The organism is Thioalkalicoccus limnaeus, assembly GCF_041197575.1.
Taxonomy (GTDB): domain Bacteria; phylum Pseudomonadota; class Gammaproteobacteria; order Chromatiales; family Chromatiaceae; genus Thioalkalicoccus; species Thioalkalicoccus limnaeus.
In genome coordinates this window covers 251,617-278,309 of the sequence record NZ_JBDKXB010000002.1, presented here as the reverse complement: position 1 = coordinate 278,309, position 26,693 = coordinate 251,617, and the positions used below count along the sequence as shown (strand labels likewise).

31 protein-coding genes are annotated in these 26,693 nt (G+C 66.2%); 14 read left to right on the top strand and 17 right to left on the bottom strand.

The genetic code is table 11. The features are described from left to right. The first annotated feature begins 255 nt into the window (after nucleotides 1–255). Nucleotides 256–1,113: a PD-(D/E)XK nuclease family protein gene (locus tag ABC977_RS02890; RefSeq protein WP_369665725.1), complete on the top strand. Its 858-nt coding sequence runs from the start codon at nucleotides 256–258 to the stop codon at nucleotides 1,111–1,113. Nucleotides 1,114–1,337: 224 nt separating this feature from the next. Here the strand turns inward: ABC977_RS02890 and ABC977_RS02885 are convergent, their stop codons facing one another. After that, nucleotides 1,338–1,649, bottom strand: coding sequence for a type II toxin-antitoxin system PemK/MazF family toxin (locus ABC977_RS02885; protein ID WP_439849147.1), 312 nt, complete (start codon nucleotides 1,647–1,649; stop codon nucleotides 1,338–1,340). A gap of 11 nt (nucleotides 1,650–1,660) precedes the next feature. After that, entirely contained in the window at nucleotides 1,661–1,885 is a 225-nt protein-coding gene (locus ABC977_RS02880) for an antitoxin MazE family protein (protein WP_369665723.1), read from the bottom strand. Between the two features lie 251 nt (nucleotides 1,886–2,136). Here ABC977_RS02880 and ABC977_RS02875 point away from each other — a divergent pair, with 251 nt between their 5' ends. After that, nucleotides 2,137–2,700, top strand: coding sequence for a Uma2 family endonuclease (locus ABC977_RS02875; protein WP_369665722.1), 564 nt, complete (start codon nucleotides 2,137–2,139; stop codon nucleotides 2,698–2,700). A 413-nt stretch (nucleotides 2,701–3,113) separates the two neighbouring features. Here ABC977_RS02875 and ABC977_RS02870 read toward each other — a convergent pair whose 3' ends face one another. Next, entirely contained in the window at nucleotides 3,114–3,464 is a 351-nt protein-coding gene (locus tag ABC977_RS02870) for an AlbA family DNA-binding domain-containing protein (RefSeq protein WP_369665721.1), read from the bottom strand. 24 nt (nucleotides 3,465–3,488) lie between these two features. Here ABC977_RS02870 and ABC977_RS02865 point away from each other — a divergent pair, with 24 nt between their 5' ends. Together ABC977_RS02865 and ABC977_RS02860 are read left to right on the top strand one after the other, a co-directional pair. Then, entirely contained in the window at nucleotides 3,489–3,617 is a 129-nt protein-coding gene (locus ABC977_RS02865) for a hypothetical protein (RefSeq protein ID WP_369665720.1), read from the top strand. An 86-nt stretch (nucleotides 3,618–3,703) separates the two neighbouring features. Next, nucleotides 3,704–4,066: a DUF1640 domain-containing protein gene (locus tag ABC977_RS02860; RefSeq protein ID WP_369665719.1), complete on the top strand. Its 363-nt coding sequence runs from the start codon at nucleotides 3,704–3,706 to the stop codon at nucleotides 4,064–4,066. Nucleotides 4,067–4,085: 19 nt separating this feature from the next. Here the strand turns inward: ABC977_RS02860 and ABC977_RS02855 are convergent, their stop codons facing one another. From ABC977_RS02855 to ABC977_RS02820, 8 genes are all read right to left on the bottom strand, one after another. Continuing rightward, complete coding sequence (locus tag ABC977_RS02855) at nucleotides 4,086–4,247, bottom strand: hypothetical protein (RefSeq protein WP_369665718.1); 162 nt, start codon at nucleotides 4,245–4,247, stop codon at nucleotides 4,086–4,088. Continuing rightward, nucleotides 4,244–4,480, bottom strand: coding sequence for a type II toxin-antitoxin system Phd/YefM family antitoxin (locus ABC977_RS02850; protein WP_369665717.1), 237 nt, complete (start codon nucleotides 4,478–4,480; stop codon nucleotides 4,244–4,246). Before ABC977_RS02850 ends, ABC977_RS02855 begins: the two co-directional genes overlap by 4 nt. A gap of 287 nt (nucleotides 4,481–4,767) precedes the next feature. Continuing rightward, nucleotides 4,768–6,639, bottom strand: a complete 1,872-nt coding sequence (locus ABC977_RS02845) for a diguanylate cyclase (RefSeq protein WP_369665716.1) — start codon at nucleotides 6,637–6,639, stop codon at nucleotides 4,768–4,770. Continuing rightward, on the bottom strand, nucleotides 6,636–8,069 hold the full coding sequence (locus ABC977_RS02840) for a hypothetical protein (protein ID WP_369665715.1): 1,434 nt from the start codon (nucleotides 8,067–8,069) through the stop codon (nucleotides 6,636–6,638). Before ABC977_RS02840 ends, ABC977_RS02845 begins: the two co-directional genes overlap by 4 nt. Next, nucleotides 8,066–8,710 (bottom strand): ABC-type transport auxiliary lipoprotein family protein, encoded by a 645-nt coding sequence (locus ABC977_RS02835; RefSeq protein ID WP_369665714.1) that lies wholly within the window; start codon nucleotides 8,708–8,710, stop codon nucleotides 8,066–8,068. The genes ABC977_RS02840 and ABC977_RS02835 overlap by 4 nt, the downstream gene beginning before the upstream one ends. Further along, complete coding sequence (locus tag ABC977_RS02830) at nucleotides 8,698–9,780, bottom strand: MlaD family protein (RefSeq protein ID WP_369665713.1); 1,083 nt, start codon at nucleotides 9,778–9,780, stop codon at nucleotides 8,698–8,700. The genes ABC977_RS02835 and ABC977_RS02830 overlap by 13 nt, the downstream gene beginning before the upstream one ends. Continuing rightward, the gene (locus ABC977_RS02825; protein WP_369665712.1) at nucleotides 9,777–10,529 is read right to left on the bottom strand and encodes an ABC transporter ATP-binding protein; all 753 of its coding nucleotides are present in this window, start codon (nucleotides 10,527–10,529) and stop codon (nucleotides 9,777–9,779) included. The genes ABC977_RS02830 and ABC977_RS02825 overlap by 4 nt, the downstream gene beginning before the upstream one ends. Further along, entirely contained in the window at nucleotides 10,526–11,332 is an 807-nt protein-coding gene (locus ABC977_RS02820) for an MlaE family ABC transporter permease (RefSeq protein WP_369665711.1), read from the bottom strand. Before ABC977_RS02820 ends, ABC977_RS02825 begins: the two co-directional genes overlap by 4 nt. A gap of 179 nt (nucleotides 11,333–11,511) precedes the next feature. On the opposite strand from ABC977_RS02820, the gene ABC977_RS02815 reads away from it, so the two are divergent. The 4 genes from ABC977_RS02815 to ABC977_RS02800 all read left to right on the top strand — a co-directional run bounded on the left by ABC977_RS02815 (nucleotide 11,512) and on the right by ABC977_RS02800 (nucleotide 14,908). Continuing rightward, nucleotides 11,512–12,060: a DUF1134 domain-containing protein gene (locus ABC977_RS02815; protein ID WP_369665710.1), complete on the top strand. Its 549-nt coding sequence runs from the start codon at nucleotides 11,512–11,514 to the stop codon at nucleotides 12,058–12,060. A gap of 56 nt (nucleotides 12,061–12,116) precedes the next feature. Continuing rightward, entirely contained in the window at nucleotides 12,117–13,184 is a 1,068-nt protein-coding gene (gene cobD, locus ABC977_RS02810; protein ID WP_369665757.1) for a threonine-phosphate decarboxylase CobD, read from the top strand. A gap of 76 nt (nucleotides 13,185–13,260) precedes the next feature. Beyond that, nucleotides 13,261–14,319: a nicotinate-nucleotide--dimethylbenzimidazole phosphoribosyltransferase gene (cobT, locus tag ABC977_RS02805; protein ID WP_369665709.1), complete on the top strand. Its 1,059-nt coding sequence runs from the start codon at nucleotides 13,261–13,263 to the stop codon at nucleotides 14,317–14,319. A gap of 139 nt (nucleotides 14,320–14,458) precedes the next feature. After that, nucleotides 14,459–14,908, top strand: a complete 450-nt coding sequence (locus ABC977_RS02800; RefSeq protein ID WP_369665708.1) for a hypothetical protein — start codon at nucleotides 14,459–14,461, stop codon at nucleotides 14,906–14,908. Nucleotides 14,909–15,185: 277 nt separating this feature from the next. Here ABC977_RS02800 and rlmB read toward each other — a convergent pair whose 3' ends face one another. The 4 genes from rlmB to rraA all read right to left on the bottom strand — a co-directional run bounded on the left by rlmB (nucleotide 15,186) and on the right by rraA (nucleotide 19,485). Continuing rightward, on the bottom strand, nucleotides 15,186–15,938 hold the full coding sequence (rlmB, locus tag ABC977_RS02795) for a 23S rRNA (guanosine(2251)-2'-O)-methyltransferase RlmB (protein WP_369665707.1): 753 nt from the start codon (nucleotides 15,936–15,938) through the stop codon (nucleotides 15,186–15,188). 10 nt (nucleotides 15,939–15,948) lie between these two features. Beyond that, nucleotides 15,949–18,195 (bottom strand): ribonuclease R, encoded by a 2,247-nt coding sequence (gene rnr / locus ABC977_RS02790; RefSeq protein ID WP_369665706.1) that lies wholly within the window; start codon nucleotides 18,193–18,195, stop codon nucleotides 15,949–15,951. Between the two features lie 120 nt (nucleotides 18,196–18,315). Next, nucleotides 18,316–18,828 carry an acyl-CoA thioesterase gene (locus tag ABC977_RS02785; RefSeq protein ID WP_369665705.1) on the bottom strand — a complete coding sequence of 171 codons (513 nt, stop codon included), beginning with the start codon at nucleotides 18,826–18,828 and terminating at the stop codon, nucleotides 18,316–18,318. A 168-nt stretch (nucleotides 18,829–18,996) separates the two neighbouring features. Continuing rightward, a complete protein-coding gene (gene rraA / locus ABC977_RS02780) occupies nucleotides 18,997–19,485 on the bottom strand; it encodes a ribonuclease E activity regulator RraA (protein WP_369665704.1) in 489 nt (162 codons plus the stop codon). Between the two features lie 230 nt (nucleotides 19,486–19,715). On the opposite strand from rraA, the gene ABC977_RS02775 reads away from it, so the two are divergent. The 5 genes from ABC977_RS02775 (at nucleotide 19,716) to ABC977_RS02755 (ending at nucleotide 23,896) form a co-directional block, all read left to right on the top strand. After that, nucleotides 19,716–20,045, top strand: coding sequence for a DUF2782 domain-containing protein (locus tag ABC977_RS02775; protein ID WP_369665703.1), 330 nt, complete (start codon nucleotides 19,716–19,718; stop codon nucleotides 20,043–20,045). 38 nt (nucleotides 20,046–20,083) lie between these two features. Further along, nucleotides 20,084–20,713 (top strand): TRAP transporter small permease subunit, encoded by a 630-nt coding sequence (locus ABC977_RS02770; protein ID WP_369665702.1) that lies wholly within the window; start codon nucleotides 20,084–20,086, stop codon nucleotides 20,711–20,713. Continuing rightward, nucleotides 20,706–22,082, top strand: coding sequence for a TRAP transporter large permease (locus ABC977_RS02765; protein ID WP_369665701.1), 1,377 nt, complete (start codon nucleotides 20,706–20,708; stop codon nucleotides 22,080–22,082). The genes ABC977_RS02770 and ABC977_RS02765 overlap by 8 nt, the downstream gene beginning before the upstream one ends. A 234-nt stretch (nucleotides 22,083–22,316) precedes the next feature. After that, entirely contained in the window at nucleotides 22,317–23,195 is an 879-nt protein-coding gene (locus tag ABC977_RS02760; RefSeq protein WP_369665700.1) for an SIR2 family protein, read from the top strand. A gap of 86 nt (nucleotides 23,196–23,281) precedes the next feature. After that, a complete protein-coding gene (locus ABC977_RS02755) occupies nucleotides 23,282–23,896 on the top strand; it encodes a hypothetical protein (protein ID WP_369665699.1) in 615 nt (204 codons plus the stop codon). A gap of 142 nt (nucleotides 23,897–24,038) precedes the next feature. On the opposite strand, the gene ABC977_RS02750 is transcribed toward ABC977_RS02755, so the two are convergent. Then, nucleotides 24,039–24,644 (bottom strand): transglycosylase SLT domain-containing protein, encoded by a 606-nt coding sequence (locus ABC977_RS02750; protein ID WP_439849146.1) that lies wholly within the window; start codon nucleotides 24,642–24,644, stop codon nucleotides 24,039–24,041. A 174-nt stretch (nucleotides 24,645–24,818) separates the two neighbouring features. Between ABC977_RS02750 and ABC977_RS02745 the strand changes: the two genes are divergently transcribed. Next, complete coding sequence (locus ABC977_RS02745; RefSeq protein ID WP_369665698.1) at nucleotides 24,819–26,021, top strand: L,D-transpeptidase family protein; 1,203 nt, start codon at nucleotides 24,819–24,821, stop codon at nucleotides 26,019–26,021. Nucleotides 26,022–26,094: 73 nt separating this feature from the next. Here the strand turns inward: ABC977_RS02745 and ABC977_RS02740 are convergent, their stop codons facing one another. Continuing rightward, complete coding sequence (locus tag ABC977_RS02740) at nucleotides 26,095–26,529, bottom strand: host attachment protein (RefSeq protein WP_369665697.1); 435 nt, start codon at nucleotides 26,527–26,529, stop codon at nucleotides 26,095–26,097. Nucleotides 26,530–26,693: the final 164 nt, after the last annotated feature.

The following is a 26,693-nucleotide window of genomic DNA, read 5'->3' as shown; positions in this document are numbered from 1 at the left end:
GAGGGTGTCGCATCGCGGATCGAAGGCTTTACCTCGCCGGAGGTCGACGCGATGATGGACGTCTCGACGCCGAGGAATCGCAGCGGCCCGTGCCTCTTGCCGCCGCCCGCGGTCGAGGACGCCTGCGAAGGCGGTGGCGCGCGGCGGTCGAACCTGTGGGCGCGCGCGTTGGGGCCGCCTCCACAGGTGGGGAAAGGTGCCGGGCTCGGGCTGTCATATTGCGCGATGGTTGCTGGCCATGGGAGAGGAACGACGATGACCGCGGAATCCTTGAAAGACGCGATCAAACGCGAGCTGCCGGTGTTGCTGCGCGAGGATCCCGCCTTTCGCGATGATGTCCTGGCGCTCGTGCGCCAGCACCACCCAACGCGCGGTGAGACCGAAGACTGGTTCCATGCCATGCTCAGGGAGCTGCGGAGCGACCGAGAGGCGAGCGAGCGCAAGTGGGCAGAACAGAAGGCCGAGGCCGAGCGCAAGTGGGCAGAGCAGAAGGCCGAGGCCGAGCGCGACCGAGAGGCGAGCGAACGCAAGTGGGCAGAGCAAAAGGCCGAGGCCGAACGCAAGTGGGCAGAGCAGAAGGCCGAGGCGGACCGCGACCGCGCCGAGCAGGCGCGCCGGTGGGACGCGCAAGAGCGCAAGTGGGAGGAGAGCAATCGGCACTTCGATCGGGTGCATGAAGAGATCATGGCCCAGTCGAAGAAGTTCGACCGCAGCATCGGCGCGCTGGGTGCGCGATGGGGCATCCAGTCCGAGCGGGCGTTTCGCAACGCCCTGGCCGGGATCCTCGAGGAAAGCTTCGGCGTGGAGGTGATCAACGTCAACGAATTCGATGACGAGGGCGTGGTGTTCGGACGCCCAGAGCAGATCGAGCTCGATGTGATCATCAAGAATGGCGTCTTGCTGATCTGTGAGCTGAAGTCGTCGATCGACAAGGCCGGGCTATACAGCTTCGAGCGCAAGGCCCGGTTCTACGAGGCGCGCCATCAGCGCCAGGCGCAGCGGCTGATCGTCATCTCGCCGATGGTCGATGGGCGAGCGCGCAAGGTCGCCGAGCAGCTCGGCATCGAGATCTATCACGATTCGACCGATGTCGAGTCGCTCGATACCGCCTGAGCGAATACCGGGTTCTCGAAGGGTAACATCTCTGGCTCCCTTCTCCTCACCCGAGCGCAAACGAGACCGCTTCGGCGGTCTCTCTTTTTGCCGGGAGCCATCGCGTCTCTCCCCACACCGATCGGGATCCGGTATTGTCGAGGGTTACATAAAGTAATCGGAGACGGCTCGCTGCGACACACTGCAAGGACGTCCGCGTCAGCTCGGCGGCGGCGCGGCATCGATCATTTGGCGATCCCCAGGAACACGGCCAGGCAACGATCAACCTCCACCATCGTCTCGGCATCAATGTGCCCGAAGGTTTGGCGCACCTTGTCGCGTTTCACCGTCACGGCCTTGTCCACCATCACCTGCGACGGCTTTTGGAGACCATTCTCCGCGCTGGGCTGAACGGCGATGCGCAACAAGGGCGCGGCCACCAGCGTGCTGGTCACCGGCAGCACGGTGACCGTGGCGTGCTCGTTGAAGTGATCAGCCTGGATCACCAAAGCGGGTCGCGGATTGCCGAAATCGCCTGGCATGGCGATGGTCGCCAAGTCGCCGCGCATCAATTCGCCCAGCCGTCCAAGTCCGCCAGGGCGTCATCCATCCACTGCTGCATGTCCCGGTCAGCCATGTCCGCCTCCGCGGCAAGGCGAGACTGACGGCGGCATTCGTCTGCGAAGACTGGCCGTCGCGTATCCGGCACCCAAATCTGCACCGGGCGAAGCCCAGCCATGCGCAGCGCGTCGCGGTGCCTTTGAACTCGCGCATTAACGTGCGAGCTGGCCATGTGAAGCCCCTCCACCTTGTGACATGTAACACGATACAGGGCGGGCGGATGACATGTAACATCCCCCCGTCGTCTGATCGAACCGCCGCGTTTCTTTCCCGGGATGCGGCGGTTCGTTCGGGCGTTGGCGGGACGGTACGCGATGCGTACCCGACGAAACGCGCGCCGTTGGCTGGATTTGCGACGGCACCCGCACTCGGCGTAGCATTCTGGTCAACCGCCTACGATTGTCCGACCGAGAGCCTGTTGCCATGCCTCGCCCCCAAGCACGCCCGGCGGAATACGCGGATCTCTTCTCGCTCCCCACCACGGTGGTCGGTGAGATTATCGACGGTGAGATCCACACGCATCCACGACCCGCACCCAAGCATGCACGCGCGAGTTCATCGCTAGGCGTCGAGATCGGCGGCCCGTTCGACCAGGGCAAAGGCGGAGGCCCGGGGGGCTGGTGGATCCTCGATGAGCCCGAGGTGCATTTGGGCGCCGATGTCTTGGTGCCCGATCTCGCGGGTTGGCGTCGCGAACGGCTGCCACGGCTTCCCGACACGGCCTGGATCGAAATGCCGCCGGATTGGGTGTGCGAGGTGCTCTCGCCCGCGACGGCCCGACTGGATCGGATGACCAAGATGCCGCGCTACGCGAGCCACGGCGTCCCATACTGCTGGCTGGTGGACCCCAACGCCAAGACCCTGGAGGCCTTCAAGCTCCGGGACAGCCAATGGGTCCTGCTGGCGAGCTTCGTCGAGGATGCCGAGGTGGCGACCGAGCCCTTCGCGGCCGTACCCTTCCCGCTCGATGCCCTCTGGGCCGACTGAGTCGCACGCAGGTTGGGGTTTCGTATCGCGGCATGTCTTCCCCGCTGATCAAGGGGAGACGGCATGGCTTTGGACCCGCTGCGCTTGATGGGTCATCATAACTCGCGCTCCTCTAACCCTGCCGATTCGAGGAGGCTGAATCCTTCACTCCCCCGGCCGTCACGACGGCCGGGGGAGTGAAGGATTACGGTAAACCTGCTGCTCGAGGAGCCCGCTTGACCCGGCACGGCAGCCGGAAACGCCGTTGGTCTATATTCGTGACGTTTCTGCGATAGCCCTGGGTTAACGCATCTCGTTATACACATCTTTCTGGGGCGAAGGTCCGGGCGTCCAGACGATGGCGTAACTCGTTGATCTGGAGAGCAACGGCCTCGTTCTAACCGATCCGCCCGAGCGTCCGTAACAGACTGTTTCTACAGTTTTTTCAGACTTGCGTGTAACGGGATGGGGATGGGCTTGGCCATCCCCTTGCCGACCGTCACCTGACAGATGTCCTTGTCGGCCACGCGGACCCAGGACAGAGCTAGATCGATGGCCGGCACCACATTGTGTCGCGCCACATTGATCACCCGCTGTTCGATGCGCGGCCGATCCCCAACGCCATGAATGGTACCGTCGTCAGCCACCCCAATCAGCACGACCCCGCCCAGGGTATTGGACAAAGCCACCAACTCCTTGGCGAGGGACTCGGGGCGCACGTCCTCCAGTTTGAACTCCAGGAACGCGTGCTCGCCTTGAGCCAACAGTTCGCCGAGATCTGTCATGAGGCCATTACCAGAAAGCCATCAATGAAGCGGTCGAGAAATCTGGCCGTGCTCCGAACCTCGGGGCCCGGTCTCGCACCGGGTCTGGCCGTCGACCTGGCGCTCGGAGTCGACATTCCGGCCCTGCCGGAGGTCGGTGAGGCCCTTGGGTGATGCCGTCTGGTGGAGGCTCGGACGTCAGCGAAATGGCCAGCTATAATCGGGCTTGTTTCAGACCCTGAAAGCAAAGGGATCCCGGCATGACTTCCGTCGTCCAGCTCTACGAAGCCCTGGCTAGCGCGCCGGACGATCGCACCCGAGCGCGGGTGATCGCCGAGGCCTTCGAGCGACGCGAAGAGCGTTATCCGCACCTCCCCGATCTAACGACGCAGTCGCACCTGCGCGAGACGGAATTGCGCTTGCAGCGGGAGATCGAGCAGGTGCGCGCGGATCTGACGCGGGAGATCGAACAGGTACGCGCGGATCTGACGCTGCGGATCGAGCAGCTACGCGGCGAGCTGAAGACCGATATCGAGCGGAGCCGCAATAGCCTACTGGCCTGGCTGATCCCGCTGATGTTCGCCCAAGTCGGAGCCATGGCGGCGCTGGTGAAGCTGCTGTGAACACCGCCCTTGGTCACCTTCAGCCAACCCTCGTCAGCGGCGACAGGCCAACCGCCCGCCTCGCGCCGGGGGTCTGATCATCGAGTGGGCGAGTCGCCATCAGCTCCCGTGTCTCCTGCCGCAATCGCGCATCGCCCAGCAGCCACCACAGCATGATCTGGGTATCGAGCAGCAGTTTCATGCGTCGTTGAAAAGCCTGGCGACGTCAGCATCCACCTGTGCGCCGAAGACGGCATCCACATCCCCGAACTGCCCGGCCAGCCCGCCCCAATGGCGCAGCCCCGGAGCGGCCACGCATGGAACCAGCCTGACCTGAGCCTCGCCGTGTTTGGCGATGATGACCTCCTCGCCGGAGAGAGCCGCTTTCACCAGCTTCGAGAGTTGGTTCTTGGCTTCGAGCATATTGACTTGCATGACAGATCCTCCACCTCGACCAGATCATCATAGCCAGATTAGCCAAGCGGGGCTCGGTAACGGAAATCGGGAAAAATGCTTGCTCCATCCGAGTCGGCGACGATGGACAGATTCGACAACCGTCCCGCCCGCCCTACCCGATCACCCGCTCGTCAAGCGCCCGATACCGCCCCGCCGCGATGGGATAGGCGAAGCGCCGCACCGCCTCGGCGCGCCCGGAGACCGGACATGAAAACGGCATGAACGTTTCACGGCCTTTCGATGGGAATCGGTCCGGGCTGGCCGAATCAATAGATGTCCGCCCCGGCCTCCCACATGTCCGGCGTGAAACGCACGACCCGGTCGCGCCCGTCTTCCTTGGCGCGATAGAGCGCCACATCGGCGTACTTGAGGGTCTGCCAGAAGGTCTCGCTGTCGTCCGGAAAGAGTGCGACGCCAATCGAGACGGTCTTTTGCAGGGTGCCCCCGGCGATCCGGAACCGGTGGTTGGCCACCAACGCGCGGATCTTTTCCGCGACGGCCAGCGCCCCATCGGCGTCGATCTCCTGAAGGACGATCAGGAACTCCTCGCCGCCGAAACGAACCAGCACGTCGGATGCACGCAGCGCCTGTTTCAGGATCCCGGCCAAGCCCTTGAGGACCGTGTCGCCGATATCGTGGCCGTAGGTGTCGTTGACCATCTTGAAGTAGTCGAGATCGACCATCAGCAGCGCCAGGCGGATGTTGCGGCGGCGCGCGCCGGCGATCAGGGTGTCGACGTACTCCTCGAGGAAACGGCGGTTGTTCAAGCCGGTCATCGCATCGCGCAACGCGGACTCGCGCAGCGTCTCGGTGAGCCGCTTGGCCTCGAGGACCGGGGCCATCTCGCGCAGGTAGATCTGGATGTAGGGGATCCGATCCTGCAAGGCGTCGGCATCGGCCGCCGTGGTCACCAGCTGGATCACGCTGCCGACGGCGCCGGACTGGATGATCGGAAAACAGTAGTGGCGAAGCGGGTCGCTCGACCGGCCCGCCTCGTCGGGCCGGAAGGCATAGCAGATGCCCGGCTGTCGCAGGCCGTCGACGGGGTGCCCGGAGCGCTTCGCGCGACAGGTGTCGCTGCGGACCAGGATCTGCGGATCGCACCAGTGACAACTGCCGCCGATCTCGCCATCGACGGCCATCGGGATCAGGCGTTTCGGCCCCTGGGTCTCGTAGAACGAGAAGCGGTGCACCCCGAAGTCGTCCATCAGAAGCTGGCCGAAGCGATCGTAGATCTCGGTCTTGGTCTCGTCCTCCTCGATCGTTGCCTTGAAGCGCGCCGCGTCGGCGAGCCCGTCGACCATGTCGATCGTCGCCTGCAGCTGGTTTTCATCCTGCTGCGGCAGACGCCCCATCAACTGGGTAACGCGTTCGCTGATCCGCGCCAACCCCTGATCGAGAAAGGCGACGAGCTGGTTCGTGTGGGCGGCGATCTGGCCGATCTCGTCCTGGGTGCGTTGCGTGACGCGGCCCTTGAAGTCCCCGCGCAAGGCGCGCTGCACGAGCGCACCGATGGCCCCGGCCGTGTCGCCGATCGGGCCGATCAGGCGACGGGCGCCGAGGATCGCGAGCAAGATGATCAGGGTCACGGCCAGCAGGACCACGATCACGGCAGCGATCGCCTGACGCTGCAGGGCGGCCAACGACAGTTCGATGGTCACGGCACCGAGCACCGCGCCTTCCTCGACATGATGGCATTGCAGGCAGTTGGGCGTGCCCAGTGCGGTCGCGATATAGGGGATGGTCCCGCGGAACACGGGTTCGCCGCGCTCGTCGGTCAGTTCGAACCGCGGCTGGCCATCGGCCAGGACGCGCCGCTCGATCTCGTCGGCGACCATCTCTCTGGCCAGACCGACCCCGAACTGGTCGACGACCAACGGGGACCGCACGACCCGGGCATCACGCAGGTCACGAATCTCCGTGAGCCGTTCAAGGAACTGTTCGCGCTTGTCGATGACGCCGGTGATCATGGCCTCGGTCAGATGCACACGGACGATCTCGGCCGCGGTCTGCACATGCGCGGTCGACGACAGGATCGAAAAAGACCGGAAGGCGACAAGGCTGATCAGGAGCAGCATCGCGAGGACGCCGATCGCGACCAGGCCGAGCAACAGGGTCATCTTGCGGTTGAGTGTCATCTTGGCGCAGCCCCTCGATCGCGATCGGCATCCCGCTCGGCCGCGAGCCAACCGGCCGGGACGCCGGCGAAGGTCCGGACCGGCTCGAACACGAGGCCGTCCAGGTCGGCCATCTGCCGTTGGTTGAAGGTGGCGAAGTCGCGTTGGAAGCGCGCCCGCTCGGCCCACTGCGCAAAACTGTAGCGGCCGCGGCCGCGTGCGATCCGCACGCATGGGACACCGGCCAGGCCGACCAATCCGGCGCCTCCGATACCGGAAAAGAGCCGCGGCTGGATCGACAGATCGACCGCCGAGTCAGGGGTCGCCGCGGCGCCGCCGGCGCCATGCAGACAGAGCGCATAGCTCGGCAGGTTCAATGTCATCAGGTGTTGCCGACGCACCGAACCGCCGCGCGCCAATCGCCGCACGACTGCCTCCGGCAGGTCGCGCAGCCGGGCCGCGAAGACCTCGAGTGCTGTGCACGCCTCGACCGGCAGCGCCAGCTCACGGAGATTGGCGCGGATGCGCTCGGCGGCCAGCAGGCGGTGGCGCCGCCAGGGATCAGGGGACATGAGCTTTCCGGTGAAGGCCTCCAGCAGCAGGGTGGCCAACGTTATCAGGCGATCGTGGATGACCTGGATCATAACGCCGAAGGCCGGTTGCGCGAGCACCGACCAACCCGGAAGGCGGATCGACGCGCCGAATGGTCGTGTTCCGTCGAGACAGGCGCGATCATCCGGGGCCAACCATCGCCCACCCAGCGGCTGCAAGGGCCGGTCTCCGAGCATCGGCGGGAGGAGGCGGGCCGCCACGAAGGCCAGCGGATCGAGCACCTGTCGGCGCGTCGTGACCTGCGCGACCTCGGCGAACCGGTCCGGTCGCGCCAATCCGGCCAATTCGTCCCGGGTCCAGCAGATCAGATGCAGATGGAATTGCTTCGCGGCCTGGACACTCTCGCGGTCCCGCGTGTTCGGATCGCAATTCATCGCCAGATGCGGAACGCCGCCGGCCAGGCCGAAATCACGGCGCACGGCGGGATCCGACACGAAGGCGATGAAGTTCGACCCGATCCGCCATAAGGACTGGTTGGTCGCCAGGGCGACGTCGCGCGGGCTGGGCTTCTCATCGACGGAGACTTCGCTCAGCATCAGGTCGTAGAGCGCGTGCGGCGTAGCCTTGTCGATCAGCGCCATGCGGTCGCCAGCCCAATCGCGACCGGTCAGCCGCTGGATCGTGCGGCGGCGGTAGCGCACCGCGGGGTCCGGGTCGCGCGATTCGGCCGGCGTCAGGTCGAATCCCACCGGCGGCCCGGGGATCTGGACCTGATCGAGGGCCACGGCCATCGCATCGGTCGCGGCCGGGTAAAGGACACCGAAGGGGTCGTGATGGCGGCTGACCAGCTGATTCGCATCTGGCCGCCCGGGATCGCGACCGCGACCGGCGTTGCTCATCCCGAGGCCGCCCCCTCGACCCGTCGCCAACGCTGGCCCTCGAGGTCGCGCACCAAGTCGCCGATCAGGCGCCCCGTGAGCCTGTTGAAGGCCGAGATCATGGCCTCCGGCGTCCCGCCGTCGATCGGTTCCTCGCCCTGGTAAGGCCTGGCGAACAGGGTCTGCCGGTCGCGACCGGCCAGCACCAGGACCTCGAAGGCGACGACGACCCGGCGAGGTTCATCGGTCGGGCGGTGCTCGAAACGGGTCAGTTCGCCGACCAGCTGATAATCGGTTGGTGTGCGCACGTCCCGGCCGACGACGAACTCGAACAGGGCGGCCTCGCGCAACGCGGATGTCAGCCCCCCCGCCAAGGCCAACGCCGGGGGCGATTCCCAGAGATGCAAGGGATGGCGCTGGATCTCGAGCGGGTTCTCGGCGGTGCGGTAGACGATCTGGCGTCCGCCGACGAAGCCACGCGCCGCGAAAGGACTGACCTGCAGCGAGGCGGAGGTCGCAACCGGCGCGGGTCGCACGACCGTCGTCGGCTCGAGACGAAAGAAACGGTCGCGCTCGGCCGGAGGCGAGGTCGCGCAACCGGTCAGGGTCAGCATCACGGCCAGACTGCCGAGGACACTCCGCCAGCCGATCAATCGAACCATGATGGACGCTCCTCGACCGGGCGACCACGCAAGATCACGGCCGGGTTGGCGCGCAGATCGCGGGCCAGGGCCGACAGGTCGCGCGTCGCCGCATCGATGTTCGCCAAGATCGGCACCAGGGCCGCCGCCAGTTCCTGAAGCACGTACTGGCTGTCGTCCAAAGAACCTTCGAGCGCCGGCCGATTCCGGTCGACGAGGCGGCGCAGGTCGCCGGCGAGGTCACCGTACTCGCGAACCGTGCGCTGCACCTCGGCGCTGCTGCCGGTCAGATCCGCCGAGGCCTCGCCCAGATTCTCGGCCATCCGTTCGACCGAGGCCAGGATGCGCCCCAATTGGGCCGCATCGACGACCGATTCGATGCGCGCCGCGAGCTGTTGCAGGCTATCGAACACACCGGCCAGGCGCTCCTGGCTCTCACCCGACCCGTCGTCAACACCGATAAAGCCCTCGATGGTCCGGATCTGCTGTTGGATACTCGCCAGCGCCGGCGCGATGGTTTCATCGACCAGCGCTTGCAGCGTGTCGGTCAGGTTTCCGAGTTGGGCCGGCAGGTCCATCTCGCGACCGGCGGACGCGAGGGCCTCGCCGTCGCTCAGGCTCTCCATGGCCTTCCCTGGCTCGATCCGGATTGCCGATCCTTGCAGCAGGCCGGCCGATCCGATCCGCGCCAGGCTGTCGCTCGGGATCGGCCAATCCCGAGCGATGCGCAGCCGCGCGCGGAAACACGGCAGCAGGCCCGAGCGCGCCCCATCGACCGCGGGACAGTGCCGCGCATCGGGATCGCGCCCGGGAAAGATCGCCTCGACACCATCGACCAGCCCGATCACATACCCATCCTGGATGACGGGGATCCCGGGCTCCAGGCCAGCCGCCTCGTCGAAATAGACATGCAACCGATAGGCCCCGGCGAAGAGGCCGGGCGTCACCAGGACCACCGCCGCCACCGCGATGCCGAGCATCGCGAGCACGAACAGCCCGGCCCGTCGCAGGTCACGGCGCCGCTGTCGCGCCTGGCGTTGTCCCGGGGCGCCGATCTCGGGGGGGGCGTAAAGGCGTTCCAACCGCGTCATGGACGACCCTGCAACAGATACCGCAACTCGAGACGTTCGGCCATCGCCGACTCGAGATCGGCGCGACAGCCATCGAACAGCAGCCGGCCCTGATCGAGCACGGCGATACGGCTAGTGTATTCCGATAAGGCGTCGGGGCGGTTGTCGGTCGCGACCAGCGTCAGGTTCTGGTGTTCCCGCTCCGCGCCCAGCAGCGCGACCACCTCGTGCGCCGCCACCGGATCGAGACCGTCGGTCAACCCATCCCAAACGATGAGGCCAGGGCCATGGATCAGGGCCCTGGCCAACTCGACGCGCCGGCGCTGACCCAATGACAAGGAGCGCGGGAGATGGTTCTCCAGCCCGTCCAGTTGCAGTCTGGTCAGAACCAGGCGCACCGCGCGCGCCATCTCGCCACGGGTCAGCGGCCGGCTGCGCAGCGGCACCAGGAGATTCTCCGCGACCGTCATGTCTTCGAGCAGCGAACCGCCCTGCAGCACCGCCCCGAGGCGTCGACGCAAGGCTCGCATCGGACGATCCCCGAGCCCGACGATGTCCTCCCCGAACAGCCGCACCTGACCAGCCGAGGGGACGTCCAGCCCAAGGACCAGGCGGATCAGCAGGCTCTTCCCGGCGCCGTTCGGGCCGATGATCAAGAGCCATTCGCCGGGGTCGACGCGCAGGTCGACGGCATTCAACAGGCACCGGCCGCCGACGTGCTGGAAGACCTTCCGCAACTCGAGGACCGGGGTCGGTTGGCTCGGAGTCATGGCCGCAACACGAGGACCAGATCGATGATCAGGATCGCCACCACGGCACCGATCATGGTGCGCGTGGCGGCGCGCGCGACGCCAGCCGGATCGCGCCCGGCCAGCGTCCCCTGGACCGCGGCGATGAGGGCGATCACCAATGCGAAGAGCAAGGGCTTGCCGAAGGCCAGCGCCAGGTCGCCCGGCGTCAGGGCTTGCTGCAGCGCGGCGACGAACAGCGCCGGCGACAGACCGACCAGGTTCCAGAGCCAGAGGAAGGCGGCCAGCACGGTCACCACAGTGGTCCAGACCGCCAACGCGAAGGACATCAGCAACATCGCCAGCAGCGCCGGGCCGACGGTGAAGGACAGGGGGTCGACCCCCTGCACCAGGAGTCCGTCGATCTCGCCGCTGACACCCAGGGTCGCCTGACGCACCGCCAGCGCGACGCCGGCCCGCCCGGCCACCAGGATCCCGACCAGGACCGGAACCAGCTCCATGACGATCAGATAGACCATCGACAGCAGGGCCAATCCGGGCAGGTCGAGGCGCGCGAGCACCGCCTGGGTCTGATTGCCGAGAATCATGCCGAGGGCGACCGCAACCAGCGTGATCGCTGGTAAGATGGAGAGCCCCGCGTGGCGCAGTGCCATCGCGAAGGCCGGCATGTCCAACCGTGCCTGGCCGACCAGGATCCGGCGGTACAGATCACCGCAGGCGCGGAGCGTGTGCCAGGCCAGGCCGAGCTGTTCCAGCCAGCCGATCGAGCCGGGAAAGGGCGGCCGGCGGCCAGGGCCCATCGGTCGTGGCGCGGGGCGGTTCATGGTCCGTCAGGCGGATGGTCTCGGTCACGGGACAAATGGATGTCCACGATCCTAGCACCGATGACCTGGGTGACGTCCACCGGCGGCGGCACGCGGACCGCACCGACCGACACGGCACCGACTCGGCCGAGCCAGGGTCCCGATCCGGAAAGATCCTCATTGCGTGGAGATTAACGACCATGATCCATCGCCTCGTCCTGTCGCTCCTGCTCCTCGCGGCGACCGCCATGCCGGTCACGGCGAACGAGACCTTCAGTGAGAACGAGATCCTCCAGCGGATCGAGCAGTTTTTCGGCCAGGGGGCCGAGAATCTGGCCGACGTGGTCAGCAAGGTCTTCAAGGAACAAGGCGAGCCGAATGCCTATATTGCCGGCGAGGAATTCGCCGCCGCGTTGGGGATCGGCGTCCGCTACGGGCGCGGCGAGCTCAACATGAAGCCGGCCACCCAGACCCCGGTGTACTGGCAAGGTCCCTCGATCGGAATCGACGCCGGCATCAATGTGTCCAAGGTCTTCGTGCTCATCTACCGCCTACCGCACGAGAACGAGCTGTTTCAACGTTATCCCGGGGTCGAGGGCAGCCTCTATTTCGTCGGCGGCGTCGGCGTCAATTACCTGCAATCCGGCGACGTCGTCATCGCCCCGATCCGCCTCGGCGCCGGTTGGCGGCAGGGAATCAGCGCCGGATACATGGACTTCACGCGCCGCGCGCATATCAACCCGTTCTAATGGGCGAAGGCAACGCTGATACCGTCCCGGTCGGACCCCCCATCTTGCCCACGGTGATGCCTGGCCTGCTCGAACACGGCGGGCGCCTGCGATCGGCGGCGGCCCGGTATCGGATCCCGCTCGAGCGATGGATGGATCTGTCGACCGGCATCAACCCGCAAGGTTGGCCGGTGCCGCCGATCCCGCCGGCCCTGTGGAATCGACTGCCGGAAGACGACGACGGGCTCGACGAGGCCGCACGCACCTATTATGGCTGCCCGACGATCAGGCCCGTGGCCGGCAGTCAGGCTGCGATCCAGGCCTTGCCCTGGCTGCGCCGACGCGGCCGGGTCGCGGTCCTGCATCCCGGCTACGCGGAACACGCGTTGGCCTGGCGTCGGGCGGGCCACGGGGTAACGCCGATCACGGCCGAGTCGCTGCGCGCCGGCCTGCCCGCGGTCGAGGTGCTGATCCTGATCCACCCGGCGAATCCGACCGGCGTCCGTTTCGAGCGCGACGAACTCCTGGCATGGCACCAGGCCCTCGCGGACCGGGGCGGCTGGTTGGTGGTCGATGAGGCCTTCATCGATGCGACCCCGGAGCGAAGCCTCGCGCTCGACTGCCCAAGGCCAGGGCTGATCCTGCTGCGCTCGATCGGCAAGTTCTTCGGCCTGGCCGGCGCCCGGGTCGGGTTCGTGCTGGCCGAACCGGAGCTGAACGACGCCCTCGGCACCCGCCTCGGACCCTGGACGCTGACCGGACCGGCGCGCTGGGTGACACGGCAGGCGCTGGCCGATCAGGCGTGGCAGCAGGCCACCCGGCTGCGGCTCGCGCAGGCCTCGGAGCGACTTGCCGCCCTGCTGACGCGACAGGGACTGCGACCGACCGGTGGCTGCGCGCTGTTCCAGTGGGTCGAGACAGGGCACGCCGAGCGGATCCACGACCGGCTGGCGCGCCGGGGCATCCTGACGCGCCGATTCACGGCCCCGCCGAGCCTGCGCTTCGGGTTGCCGCGCGACGAGGACGCGTGGCGACGCCTCGATGCGGCACTCGAAGGTGCTGCGACCGGGCATGGAGATCCGGCGGAACCGGCCGGCATCGCCGCGGCGCACCACACGACATCGCCAGGGATCTCATACTCGTAATCGGGGCGACCCGCACCTGGGCGCCCCAATCATCCCCGCTCGGCCTCGCGGCCGGCACCCGCTTTCGGAGTGATCAGTGAGTCAGGACCTCGAATGGTTGAATGTCCCCGCCGCCCGGCTCGACGAGTCGGCACGTCAGAATGCGTTGGCCCGGCAGGTCAGGCTGACAAAGCCGCCCGGGGCGCTCGGTCGGCTGGAGGAACTCGCGGTGCACCTGGCCGCGATGCAAGGCACCGAACAGCCCCGTGCGGACCGCGTTCATATCGTCGTGTTCGCCGGTGATCATGGTGTCGCGGCCGAAGGGATCTCGGCCTTCCCGCAGGTCGTGACGGCGGAGATGGTCAAGAACTTCGCGCGCGGCGGCGCCGCCATCAGCGTCGCGGCGCGGGTGCTCGGGGCCAGGCTCGAGGTCGTGAACCTCGGCACCGTCGTCGATACCGGTGCGCTCGACGGCGTCACGCGCTGCGATCTCGGTCCGGGCACCGCGAATTTCGTCATCGGTCCGGCGATGGATGAACACCAATGCGTGCGCGCCTTGGCCGCGGGCCGACATGCGGCCGAGCGCGCGCGCCTGGCCGGTGCCGATGTCTTCATCGGCGGCGAGATGGGCATCGGCAACACGACCGCCGCCGCAGCGCTGGCCTGCGCCCTGTTGTCGGCCCCGGCGGAAGCCCTTGCCGGCCCCGGAACCGGGTTGAGCCCGGACGGCGTCGCCCACAAAATAACCGTCATCGATCGCGCCCTGAGCCTCCATCGCGATCATCTCGGACGGCCCTTCGAGGCCCTGCGCCGCGTCGGCGGCTTCGAGATCGCGGCTCTGACCGGGGGTTATCTGTCGTGCGCGCAGATGGGTCTTCCCGTGCTCGTCGACGGCTTCATCAGCACGGTGGCGGCCCTGACGGCCGAGCGCCTGCGCCCGGGCGCCGTGGACTGGTTCATCCTGTCGCATGCCTCGGCCGAACCCGGGCATCGGCAACTGGTGCAGGCGCTGGGTATCCCGCCCCTGCTGGATCTTGGCCTGCGCCTGGGCGAAGGCAGCGGCGCCGCCGTTGCGGTGCCGCTGCTGCGGATCGCATGCGCGCTGCACAATCAGATGGCCACCTTCGCCGAGGCCGAGGTCTCGGAACGCCATTGATGCTCGGTCTGCCCCGCGCCGCCTTCACGGGGAACGCGGCGCGGGGCACCACGGGACGAACTCTGGTGGTGACGCGACCGGCCCCTCGCCCTAGAATATCCACCATCCCTCGGCTTATCGAACCACAGGACGGCCGACCATGCTGCGACCCGCCATCCTCGCCACGTTGCTCGCCTTCGCGCCCATGGCCGTCGCGCAGGCCCCGGCGCCTCCGGCCGACACCCGGTATCTGGTCGAGATGCCGGAGCTGCAGCAGCAACTGTTGCGACGCGAGATGCAAGAGCACCTGCTCGCCTACCAGCGGATCCTTGGGCACCTCGCCAACGGCGAACTAGCCGCGGCTGGCGAGGTCGCCGAGCAGACCATGGGGGTCAGTACGATGGGCAAGCACGCGGCCGCGACCCGGGGGCTCGGCGGACCAGGACGTTTCATGCCGGACGGGATGCGCCAGATGGCCTTCGGCATGCACGAGGCGGCGACAGACTTCGCCCGGGTGACCAAGGAGGACGACCTGGGCGCGGCGCTGCGCGCCTTGCAGGATTTGACCGGCATCTGCGCCGCCTGCCACATGGCCTATCGGACACGTTGAGGGCGAGGCGACTTCGACCCCGGCCAGCGCGGGCCGGGGCAAAAAGAAATCCCGCCACCATCCATGTGACGGGATCCGTGTCGCCACGCGCTTGGTTGGGGTTTGGGGCGCTCCCTGCTCTGCACCTCCGGCAGCACGTTGTCGTCCTTGACCATCCTTGCTAGCGACGATTCCAGTCTCGCACGGCGCAACGCATATCGAAATCACCCACTTCCGACAGGCTTGTAGGATTATTCCGATGTGATCGCCTGGTCGCGCCGCGGACTTGGGTGCGGCATCACACCGGCCGACGCTGACGGAAGGCCTCATAGAGTCCGATCCCGGTGGCGACCGAGACATTGAGGCTCTCGACCTGGCCGACCATCGGCAAGCGCACCAACAGATCACAGCGTTCACGGGTCAGACGCCTGAGACCTCGCCCCTCGTTGCCCATCACCAGCGCTAAGGGACCCGTCAGATCCGCGTCGTACAGATCAGCCCCGGCATCGCCGGTCAGGCCCACCAGCCAGATGCCGCGCGCCTTGAGCCGATCCATCGTGCGCGACAGGTTGGCGACCTGGATATAAGGCAGGGTCTCGGTGGCGCCGCAGGCCACCTTGAGCACGACCGGCGTCAGGCCGACGGCGCGATCGCGCGGCGCGATGACCGCCTGCACGCCGACGGCTTCGGCGGTCCTCAGGCAGGCACCGAGGTTGTGCGGATCCTGAACCTCGTCGAGGATCAACAGGAAGGGGGGGCCGGAGAGCGCCTCGAGCCGGGTCTCCAAGTCCGTCTCGTCGCGTGGCGCAACGGGACGGACCCATGCCAACACACCCTGATGCTGGAGCCCCGGGCTGACACGGTCGAGCTCCTCGCGCGCCATCACGCGCACCGGCAGGCCGGCTTGGCGCGCCTGTTCGGCGAGGTCGGCAAGCCGCCGCTCCCGGTCGCCGGCCGCGATCCACAGCTCGACGAGCCCGGCCTGACCCTGCTTCAAGGCGAGGCGCACGCTGTGCCGACCGCCGATCGGCGTGAGACCTGGCGGTGTCATCCCGCTCGGCTCAGCCCTTGCGGCGCCGTGACCGGCGCCGCGGCCCGGCCGGCTTGGCCGCCGGCGTATCGGATGGGGCCAGCACGAAGTCGATCTTGCGCTCGTCCAAGTTCACGGCAGCCAGCTGTACCCGCAGCCGATCCCCGAGGCGATAGACGGTCCCGGTGCGCTCGCCGGTCAGACGGCGGCCGACCGGGTCGAAATGATAGTAATCGTTGTCGAGCGCCGTGATATGGACGAGGCCGTCGATATGGATGCCGTCGAGCTCGACGAAGAGCCCGAACGAATTGACGCTGGTGATGGTCCCGGCGAACCGCTCGCCGAGCTTGTCCTGCATGAATTCGCACTTGAGCCAGGCATCCGCGTCGCGCGTCGCCTCGTCGGCGCGCCGCTCGGTGCCCGAGCAGTGCTCGCCGATCCCCTGGAGTTGCGGCTTGGAGAAATCCAGATCGGCCGCGGTGCCGCCGGCCAGGATGTGCTTGATGACGCGGTGGACGACCAGATCCGGGTAGCGCCGGATCGGCGACGTGAAATGCGTATAGGCCTCGAACGCCAAACCGAAGTGGCCGACATTGTCGGAGCTGTACATGGCCTGCTGCATCGAACGCAGCAGGACCGTCTGGATCAACTGATAGTCCGCCCGCTCCTTGACGTGGACCAACAGGGCCGCGTAATCCTGCGCCTTCGGCTTCTTGCCGCCCGGCAGGCTCAGACCGAGCTGGCCCAGAAACTCGCGCAGGTCGCTGACCTTCTCGTCGTTCGGGGTCTCATGAATGCGGAACAGGGACGGGATCTTGCGGCGTTCGAACAGGCGCGCGGCGGCCACATTGGCCGCCAGCATGCACTCCTCGATGAGCCGATGCGCATCGTTACGCACCAGGGGCTCGACGGCCTCGATCCGACCCTGTTCGTTGAATACGAATTTTGTCTCGGTCGTGTCGAAATCGATGGCGCCCCGCTCGACCCGCGCCGCGTGCAGCACCCGATAGAGGGCATGCAGTTCGGTCAGATGCGGCAACAGCTCGGCATGTCGCGCGCGCAGATCGGGGGCCTCGTCGACCAGGATCGCGGCCACCTGATCGTAGGTCAGCCGGGCGTGCGACCGCATCACCGCCTCGTAGAAGCGCGAGCGGCTGATGCGTCCATCCTGGGCGACGTAGAGCTCGCAGACCATGCACAGACGGTCGACCGCGGGGTTCAGCGAGCAGAGCCCGTTCGACAGCACCTCGGGCAACATCGGGATCACGCGGTCGGGGAAATAGACCGAGTTGCCGCGTCGCAAGGCCTCGGCATCGAGCGCGGTATCGGGCATCACATAGGCCGACACATCGGCGATCGCGACCAGCAGCTTCCAGCCTTTCGGCTTGCGCTCGCAGAAGACCGCGTCGTCGAAGTCGCGGGCGTCGGCGCCATCGATCGTGACCAGCGGCAGATGGCGCAGATCGACGCGCCCGGCCTTGGCCTCATCCGGCACCTCGGCCCCCAGCCCGGCGACGTCCGCAAGGACCTCGGGCGGCCATTCAACGGGCACATCGTGCGTTCGGATCGCGATATCGGTCTCCATCCCGGGCGCGAGGTGGTCGCCGACCACCTCGCGGATCAGGCCGATCGGCGGCGTGCGCTTCGTCGGCTGATCGGTGATCTCGGCGACGACGATCTGGCCAGCGCGGGCCTCGCCGATGCGGTCACGCGGAATGACGATGTCGTGGGTCAGACGCTTGTTGTCGGGCTTGACGAAGCCGACGCCGCTCTCCTGATTCAGGCGTCCGACGACGGTGCGGGTATTGCGCTCGAGGATCTCGACCAGCGCGCCTTCGAGTCGCCCGCGCCGATCGCGCCCGGTCACCCGCACGACGACCCGGTCGTTATGGAACAGCGACCGCATCTCCTTCGGATACAGGTAGAGGTCGTCGCCGCCGTCATCCGGCTTGACGAAACCATAGCCATCCGGGTGACCGATGACGCGCCCGGCGATCAGATCGCGCTTGTTGACGAGACAGTAGGCTTCGCGTCGGTTGCGCACCAATTGCCCGTCGCGCACCATGGCCCCCAAGCGACGATCGAGCGCGACCAGATCCGCCTCTTCGTGCAAAGCCAGGGCCTTGGCCACCTCGTCGAACGCCAACGGGACGCCGGCTTCGGTCAGGATCTGGAGAATGTATTCGCGGCTCGGGATCGGCCTGGCATATCGCTTCGCCTCGCGCTTGAGGTGCGGGTCCAGATCCCTCGGGGTCGTCGATCGTTTCGATTTTGGCACGGTGCGGTTCCATCGGACTATTCACGCTGCGCTAGTGTAGCCTGTTCGCCGACACGAGTAATATCCGCTGCGCGCGAAATGACGGCAAGAAGGTATCGGGGCACGGCAGAGCTGTGATGGTCAATCGGGCGGTGGCTCCCCGGTGTCGGCCTTGTGCAACCGACGGATCTCCTCGTGACGACGCTCGATCTCCCGCCGGAACTCCCGCCGCAGGAGGGCGCTTTCGTAACGACGCCGCTCGTTGGGTGTCTCCACGTGCAGCGGTGGGACCTTCGCGGGGCGCCCCTGCTTGTCCACCGCCACCATCGTGAAGTAGGACGTCATGGCGTGGCGGGTGGTCTTGTGGATGATGTCCTCGGCGATGACGCGGATCCCGACCTCCATCGAGGTGTTGCCCGTGTAATTCACCGATGCCAGACAGGTGACCAGCTCCCCGACACGCAGTGGCTGTCGAAAGAAGACCTGGTCCACGGACAGGGTGACGACATAGCGGTTCGAGTAGCGCGCGGCGCAGGCGTAGGCGACCTGGTCGAGCAGCTTCAAGGTGGCGCCCCCGTGGACATGCCCCGAGAAGTTGGCCATGTCGGGCGTCATCAGGAGGGTCATCGTCAGGGTCTTGTGCTGTGGCTCCATCGACTGTCTCGACTCACGAGCGTCCGGACAAGGTGTTTCCGGGCCTTGACCTCACATCCCGCCTTCACTGCCGTCCCGTCGCAGGTGTTTCAGCCCCAGCCGGGACACTCAGGGCGGCTTGGATTTCGTATCCGTAGTCGTTTTTCTGTTCAGGATCGAGCACAGGAGTTACTCAGGCATTGTCAGCGGCTCGGGGGAAACGATGATGCCGTTATTATCGGCATAGACATAATCGCCCGTGACGAAGGTCACGCCACCGAAGGAGACAGGCACCCGATATTCACCGACACCCTTCTTCTCGGATTTTTTCGGATGTGTGCCCAGCGCCTGAACACCGAGATCCAGCTGGTTGATGGCATCCACATCACGGATACAGCCATAGATGATCACGCCTTCCCAGCCATTTTCGACCGCTTTCTCCGCCAGCATGTCGCCCAGCATGGCACAGCGGAAAGAACCACCGGCGTCCACCACCATCACCTTGCCTTGACCTGGCTTTTCGACTTCTTCTTTGACCAGAGAGTTATCTTCAAAACACTTGATGGTCACGATTCGACCACCGAAGGAATCACGACCACCCAGGTTGATGAACATAGGCTCAACCACTTCGATCAGGTCGGGATAGGCATCACAGAGGTCAGGGGTTACGTACTTCACGGGTGCTCCTTGGTGAGGTCATTATTCGTGTTCGAACAGGCCACGCGCGCCGGGCAGCGGCGACCCTGAATATGGTAGTGTGGCGGCGATTTGACCTCCGTTTTGTGAATCGCTTGTCGTATCCTGTCTGGGCGCTCGACCCGACCCACGCGGCAGTGCTGGAGCAGAGCGCGGCACCGCTCTCGTCGAATCCGTGGTGGTGGCCCCCTAATGTTACTGGCTGGAATCTCATGAACAGATTGACCTTCGCAATCGTGGCTGCCCTGATCGTCGGCGCGGCGGGAGCCGACCCCTTGATCGACGAGTACCTGTCGCCTCCGGTCCTGCCTCCGGCTTCGCTGAGCGGCGAGGCGATCGAGCCCGAGATCACGATCATCGAGACCGAGCGGGAGATCATCCAGGAATACCGGATCCGCGGGCGACTGTACATGGTGCGGATCGACCCCCTGGTTGGCCGGCCTTACTATCTGATCGACTCGAATGGCGATGGCGTGCTCGATGTGCGCGATGATCGGCCGTGGAATATGGCGGTGCCCCAGTGGCTGCTGTTTAGTTGGTGACCCGGTGCACCGATCCTGTTCCTGATCGTGCCGCGACGATGATCGGACGATCGACACCAAGCCACCGCCGAACCCCTGTGCCCGGCCCCGATCCGGCGCCTCGACCTTCGCCGCCCTGGTGGCGGCGCGCGATCGCGGGCCTCGAGTGGGTCAACGATTGGGTGGGGCGGGCGGCCGCCTGGCTGGCCCTGCTGATGGTGGCGGTCACCTTCCTGGTCGTCGTGCTGCGCTACCTGTTCGATCTCGGCTGGATCGCGATGCAGGAGTCGGTCACCTATATGCACGCGATGCTGTTCATGCTGGGCATCGGGTACGCCTTGCGGCATGAGGGGCACGTGCGGGTCGACGTCTTCTATTATCGGATGGGGCCGCGAGCGCGCGCTTGGGTCGATCTCGGCGGCACACTGGTGCTGCTGTTCCCCGTGTGTCTGTTCATCGCGTGGATCGGCTGGGACTACGTGGCCTCGTCCTGGTCAGTCCGTGAGGGTTCGCGCGAGGCCGGCGGCTTGCCGGGCGTTTACCTCCTCAAGACCTTGATCCTGGTCATGCCCGGGTTGGTGATGATCCAGGGACTGGTGCTGGTGCTGCGCAACACCTTGGTCCTGTTGGGGATCGACGAATCAGTGCCACCGGCCGAATCCGTCGACACCAGGCCCGGCGATGCTTGACTGGATGCCCCTGCTGCTGTTCGTAGCGGTCGGCATCGTTCTGCTGCTCGGCTACCCGGTGGCGCTGTCACTCGGCGGCGTCGCGCTGTTCTTCGCGCTGATCGGGCTGGCCTTGGGGTCGTTCGATCCGGCCTTCCTCGAGGCGATGCCGAATCGCCTCTACGGCATCATGACCAACGAGACGCTGATCGCCGTTCCGTTGTTCGTGTTCATGGGCGTGATGCTCGAACGCTCGCGCGTGGCCGAGGATCTGCTGAATACCATGGCCATGCTGTTCGGGCCGCTGCGCGGAGGGCTCGGGATCTCGGTGATCCTCGTGGGCGCCCTGTTGGCGGCGAGCACCGGCATCGTCGGCGCGACCGTGGTCACGATGGGGCTCCTGTCGTTGCCCCTGATGCTGCGTCGCAACTACAACCCATCGATCGCGGCCGGCACCATTTGCGCCTCGGGCACCCTCGGTCAGATCATCCCGCCGTCGATCGTGTTGGTTCTGCTCGGCGACATCCTGTCGTCATCCTATCAGCAGGCCCAGCTGGACATGGGCATCTTCGCGCCGGACACGGTCTCGGTCGGTGACCTGTTCGTCGGCGCCCTGCTGCCCGGCCTGCTGCTCGTCGCACTCTATGTGGTCTTCGTGCTCGCCCTGGCCTGGATCAAGCCCGACGCGCTGCCGGCCATTCCCGGTAGCGAACGGCCGATCGGCGGCTTCGCGCTGATGCGGCGCGTCGTCGGCGCCCTGATGCCGCCGTTGCTCCTGATGATCGCGGTATTGGGCTCGATCATCGCCGGCTGGGCCACGCCGACCGAGGCCGCCTCGGTCGGCGCGGTCGGCGCCTTGCTGCTCGCTGCGCTCCGCGGCCGATTGACCTGGCCCATTCTGAGCGGCGTCGTCAGACAAACGACGATCGTCTCGGCGATGGTCTTCTTCATCTTCATCGGCGCAGCGCTCTTCTCGCTGGTATTCCGCGGGTACGACGGCGATGAGATGGTCGCCGGGTTCCTGACGGGGCTGCCCGGGGGCACGGCCGGAGCCATTGCGCTCGTGATGCTGGTGATGTTTCTGCTCGGCTTCATCCTCGATTTCATCGAGATCACCTTTGTCGTGGTCCCGATCGTCGCACCGGTTTTGCTCATGATGGGCGTCGATCCGGTCTGGCTCGGGGTCATGATCGCGATCAACCTCCAGACCTCGTTCCTGACCCCGCCATTCGGATTCGCGTTGTTCTATCTGCGCGGCGTCGCGCCGCGGCTGTTGACCACGATGCAGATCTATCGGGGCGCCGTTCCCTTCGTCGGTATCCAGCTGCTGGTCTTGCTGTTGCTGGCCCTGTGGCCCGCCTTGGCGACCTGGTTGCCGAGTCTCCTGTAGGCGCACGGTCCCGGACCGCGGGCGGAGATACCCATGCCAAGGACTGACATGGTCGACCCACGAGCCGGATGGGCAAAGATCCAGGCGGGGTGAGTGGTGGGATGCACTGCCCCGCCCTGCCGGCGGTGCTCGACTCGTTGGCGATCGGCCCGGCCCGCGGATCCGACGCCCACTTAATGGCGCGGATATTGCTTTGAATTCTCGCAAGCCACCACCTGCACGAGGCCGCTCGCGATGTCCGACCATGACCTGAAGCCTTTGATCGAAGCCCTTAGCCAGGGGGAACTGGTGCCCTATCTCGGCCCAGGAGCCTTGTCGGGTGTCGTTGACGTCAACACCGCCGAACCCATCCCGGCCGACAGCGACAGCCTGATCCTGGCGATGAACAATGGCCGGCCCATGGCGCCACGGCTGATGTGGGAGTTCTCGCGGGCCGCGATGAACGTCGAACTGAAACGTGGCCGGGGTGCGGTCGTGCGTTTTCTGACCCACACCTACGCAGGGCGCACCTGGACCCCGGCCCCGCTGCATGCCTGGTTGGCTCGTATGCGGGTACCCTATATCATCGACATCAATCGCGACACCCAGCTTCAGGCGGCCTACTCGGATCGCTGTCATCTTTTGGTGCGTGGCGTGGCGCGACTGGGGGGCGGTCCGGAGCGGTTCCGTCTGCATTGGTGGGACGGTGCGCGTTATCAGGAAACGAACCAAGAAGCCGTGGCCGCCGAGTGGCCGATCCTGCTCAAGCCGATGGGCAGTCCCTGGCCAGATCCGTGCTATGTCGCTTCGGATGCGGACTATGTCGATTACATCACCGAGTTGATGGGCGGTTTCGCGATTCCGAGGCGGATCAAGAGTTACCGGCAAGGCCGCCGTTACCTGCTTCTGGGTCTGCGCCTGACTCGCGACACCGAGCGGATGGTGCTAGCGGATCTGATTCACGATGCCGGGCACCCGGCCGGCTGGGCCTTGATCCGCGAACCGACCGACAAGGAACGCCGCTTCTGCGAGCGTCACGGCTTGGAAATCGTGGCTGCCGATATCCCGGACTTGCTCGCGGCAGCGGACCTCGACTCGCAGCCATATCGACCGGAAGCGTCCACGGGATGCTGACCGGGATGCCGGCCCCGCGCGCCGCAGTAGACTGGCTTGGTCCGCCAACGCGCCGAGGCCGTTACCTTCAGCAAAGGGGATTGATCATGATCAGACGCGCACGCCTTTGCCTGACGCTCGCCATCGCGGCGGCGCTCGGCTGCGGTGGCTCCGCCTCCGCCGATACGATCCACAGTCAGCTCGATGCCGCCCGCTCGGCTTATGACGCCGGGGACCTGCGCGGGACCGTCCAGACCCTCGAGTTCGCGATCGCCAAGATCCAGGAGCAGATCACGGCCCGTCTCTGGACGCTGTTGCCCGACCCATTGCCGGGATGGCAGGCCGACGAACCGGCATCGCAAAGCCTCGGCATTCTGAATGCGCTGACGGGGACCAACCTGAGTCGCCGCTATTACGATGAAGAAGGGGCCGAGATCGAGATCAGCATCGTGGCCGATTCGCCGCTGATCGGCATGATGGGCATGATGTTCGCCAATCCGATGCTGCTGCAAGCCACCCCCGTCACCAGCAGTTTCCTGGCCCAAGGCTACCGCGGAATCCTCGAGCACGAGAAGGGTAGTCAGGATTGGGACATGAAACTGATGCTCGGCGGACGAGTCCTCGTCGAGCTGCGAGGAAGCGGTCTCAAGGACAAGGCGCCGATTCAGGCGTTCCTAGAGGCCATGGACCTGAAGGCAATCGAAAAGACGATGACCGAGTGAGCGACCTCCGCAGCGCCTCGGGAGATGCTGATCGATCGGCCGTCCTGGCCAGAGGTCAGCGCGGGCACCTGCCCCGCACGGGACACGCGGAATGGTTAAGGGCTTCCCCGGACGACCGCCACCCTGTGCGGTCGAGCCATGGTCATCGGCGGCGGCATTGCCGAAGCTGAGCCCCATAGGTGTGCGCATATTGGTCGACGCGGCGAGCGGTCCGCAGCAGCCAGTCCTTGTTGCGGTAGCTGCCGCGCTGGAAGCCTCCGTGGCCCTCATGGTAGGCCAGGTACTGGTTATGGGCATCCCATTTCGAAATGCCGAGTTGACGTTGACTGACATCGGTATACCAGCCGATGAAATCGACGGCATCGGCAAAACTCGTCCGTCGGGCGCGGCGGTTGCCGGTCTGCTCGCGGTACCAGTCCCAGGTGCCATCGATGGCCTGCGGATAGCCGTAAGCGGTCGATAACAATTGGCCCTGGGTGGCCCGTGGGCGAGCATTGTGACGAAACCCCGATTCGGCGCGGATGATGGCCAATTGGACCTGCACCGGCGTGCCCCAGCGCCGTTCGGCTTGCCGCGCCGCCCGGTACCACCGTGGCTGTTCAGCGAAGATCGCGCAGGCATCGTCGATCTGACGGGGCGGTTTCGGGGCTGACGCGCACCCCGCGGCAACGAGCACGATCGTCGCGAGGATCGTCCACCGCCCGATGGTCGGAGATGAAATGCCAGGGTCGCTCCTGCGACGGAACACCGGCGCAGTCTTCCAGGTCGATGTAAGAGACGCCATCGTTAACGGTATCATGCAGCCATCGAGAGCCGAACGCCGAGCCAACCCAGCCCCGCGCGACGGACGGCCCGCCACGGGCGGAAGCCTGGTCCGTGTTCTTCGTGCGACGCGGGGCGAGCCAGAAGGGTGAGAGCCACCATGAGCGATATTCTACACACGCATGTCGGAATGCGATCCGTTGTTATCGGGCTGCTGGCCGGGTTGATCGGCGGCTGCGCGTCCTTGCCCTGGCCGGGTTCCGGCGAGGGGTTATCGAGTTCGGCCACCGAGTCCAGCGAGGCCGCTGATCCGGCATCGACTGCGTCCACCGATCCTCCACCGACCGCCTCGCCGCCCGACGTCGCTCCAGCCCCTCTCTACGAATGGGGGGGCGATGGCCGGCGCATTTCGCGTATCGTCATCAATACCGACGAGCAGAAGGCGATCTTTTACGATGGTGACACGCGGATCGGATGGTCCACGGTGGCGACCGGCACCACGAGCCACCCGACCCCCACAGGCCGTTTCGAGATCATGGAGCGCACCGCGGAGAAGCGTTCGAACCTGTACGGGACCATCTACGACAAGGCCGGCCGCGTCGTCAAGACGAACGCACGACAGGGTCGCGACCGGATCCCGGCCGGCGGCCGCTTCGTGGGGGCCGAGATGCCCTTTTTCCTGCGCCTGACCTATGACGGGGTCGGTCTGCATGCCGGTCCGATCCCGCGTCCTGGTCATCCAGCCTCGCACGGCTGCATTCGGCTGCCCAAGAAGCTCGCTCCTGTGGTGTTTCGCAAGGTAAGCCATGGGACGCCGGTGATCATCGAGGGTAGCGGTCCATCCTACGGAGACTACGCCGAGCAGGTGCGCGCCGAGGCCCGCGAGCGCGAAAGGGTCGCGGCAGCCGAGGCCCGCGAGATGGAAAGGGCCGAGGCCGCCCAGGCGTCACGCGCTGTCGCCGATCGCAGAAGCGAAGCGGGGCGCAGCGATGCGACCTTGTCGCCGGCGGCCCAGCCGCGCCCGGCGGTAACCGATCAACCACCAGTAGCCGGCGAACCCGAGGTCGCCGACAAACTCGTGGTGAGCGATCAACCTGTCGACGAACTCGAGCCCGCGACCACGGCCATCGCCGTCGATGCACCGCCGGTCATCGAGTCGGCCTCTTTCGCCACATCCGGTGACGGGCCTGGCCGGGTGCGCCAGAATGGGCGCGACGAGCCAGCCGACCGGGTGACGGATGAGCCGGCAGAGGCTGCCGCCGGCGAGCCCGAACGGCCAGTCGAGGACGCGCGGGAGGCGGCGCCGGCGAGCGATGTCGCCGTGCCGGTCTCGCCGGATGCGGCCGAGCGTTACGGGCCTTGAGGTTGGCTCGTCGTTCCCGAGCGATACTTTTGAGGGCACCTCGAAACACTCGAGGTGCCCGACCAACGGCACGCTACAGGTAGTCCGGCAGTTGCCTGCGTATCGACGACGAATCCTGGGTAGTCAGATTCTTGTCGATCTCGCTCACGATCAACTGACGCAAGGCACTCGATTGTTGTCGACGTAGCAGGCCGAGGAAAGCCGGCGCGGCGACGATGTAGAGCTTGGTCAGCTCACCCCGCGAGCGCGCGGCCTCCAGTTCCTCGCCGACGATCTGGGAAAACCGTTCCGCTTCGTCCTGCTTGCGGGTCGTGCCCGGTTCCAAACCGTGCAAGACACCGTTGGCCGGGTTGCGGTCACGCCCGCCCTTATCCGTGACCAGGTCGCCTTCGTGTAGTCGACCCTCTGGATGGGCAAGGTCGCGGAACTCGATCAGCGGACTGGCCGGCTTCTCGGCTGAAAAGAAACGGGCACGGCTGTTGTCGGCGACTAAGACCCAGGTTGCCATATCTCGAAGTCCCTCGTGTCGAAGGGCCACCACGGTGCGGCGGCCATCAAGCGGATTGAGACGATGCCGCGCCATCGAGGGCGCCGCCTTCTCAGTTTAGCGTGAAAGACACCGCCGAAAGCCAGATGGCTTGCCTGCGGCCGAGAGATTTCGTGCTGTGGGAT